We start from the raw sequence: 451 nt of genomic DNA on the forward strand, positions 1-451 counted from the left end.
ACCTCCATCAACGACGAGAACAATGCCGGTTGGGGTAACTTTGTTACGGCACTCAGATGGAACTTTGTCATCACACCAAAGCTTTTCAGTAACCTCACCGCCACATATTCCGATTATCGATTCTTTATTGGGGTGCAGCGCAACAACCAATTTAACAACCAATGGGATAGCTATGAACAAAGATATCTGAGCGGTATAAGAGATTTGGGCGTGAAGATGGATTTTGACTATTTTCCGGTTGGCAACCATCTTATAAAGTTTGGTTTTAACGGCATCAGACACAGTTTTAATCCAGGCGTGGATATAATAAAACGTAGTGTAAACACCACCTTTCCTCTGGATACAACCATTGGCGATCTGAACCTTCTTGGCAGCGAGCTGCACGCCTATGCCGAAAACGAATTTATGATTGGCAGCAGACTGCGAATCAATGCCGGTGGCCGGTTTATCC

Annotated in this window: 1 protein-coding gene; it reads left to right on the forward strand. The window is 44.6% G+C overall.

The window, feature by feature from the left end; genetic code table 11:
- A partial coding sequence (locus tag C6366_RS21050) for a hypothetical protein (protein WP_199221604.1) occupies window positions 1-451 on the forward strand: 451 nt, incomplete at both ends.

Source organism: Desulfonatronum sp. SC1 (genome assembly GCF_003046795.1).
GTDB lineage: Bacteria > Desulfobacterota > Desulfovibrionia > Desulfovibrionales > Desulfonatronaceae > Desulfonatronum.